We start from the raw sequence: 609 nt of genomic DNA, 5'->3' as shown, positions 1-609 counted from the left end.
AGATCCTGTATCCAGTCGAGCATAAAAATTGACCGTTCGATCCGGCCGACTTCGCGCAAAGCCACAGCCAGACCATTCTGACGGGGGTAAGATCCGAGTGTCAATCGGCACTCAAAAATAACCCCTGATCGGCATGCAATATTAACCCCCTGTTGAAGGCCCGGCCTGTCTCCTGAAGCCGTAGGCGTAAGGAGACAGGCCGGGGCAGGTATGGATCTGGAGAGAGGTTCAGTTACGGTTCCTGAACCGCCAGCTTTCGTTCCCTGTCTCGATGATGTCGCAGTGATGGGTCAGACGGTCGAGCAGTGCCGTGGTCATCTTGGCGTCGGCGAATACACTGGCCCATTCACCGAAGGACAGGTTCGTGGTGACAATGACCGAGGTCTGTTCATAAAGGCGGCTGATCATATGGAACAGCAACTGCCCGCCAGACTGGGCAAATGGCAGATATCCCAGTTCGTCGAGGATGACAAAGTCCAGTCGGCCGAGTTGTTCGGCCAGCCGACCCGCCCTTGCCGCCCGACTGTCAGCCTCAAGCCGGTTGACCAGGTCCACCACGTTGAAGAACCGGCCACGCCGACCTGTGCGGATGCAGCTCCGGCCAATGGC

At 57.8% G+C, this 609-nt stretch carries 1 protein-coding gene and 1 pseudogene; both read right to left on the bottom strand.

The genetic code is table 11. The annotated features are described in order from the left end of the window. Positions 1 to 98, bottom strand: a pseudogene (locus CFR80_RS18725) (Tn3 family transposase); the annotation flags it as partial. A gap of 130 nt (positions 99 to 228) precedes the next feature. Next, positions 229 to 609 (bottom strand): ATP-binding protein (locus CFR80_RS18720; protein WP_181418227.1); only part of this gene is annotated, 381 nt, incomplete at its 5' end.

This window comes from Komagataeibacter oboediens, from assembly GCF_003207815.1.
Taxonomy (GTDB): domain Bacteria; phylum Pseudomonadota; class Alphaproteobacteria; order Acetobacterales; family Acetobacteraceae; genus Komagataeibacter; species Komagataeibacter oboediens.
The sequence above is the reverse complement of the archived record's forward strand: the minus strand, read 5'-3'. Positions and strand labels throughout refer to the sequence as shown.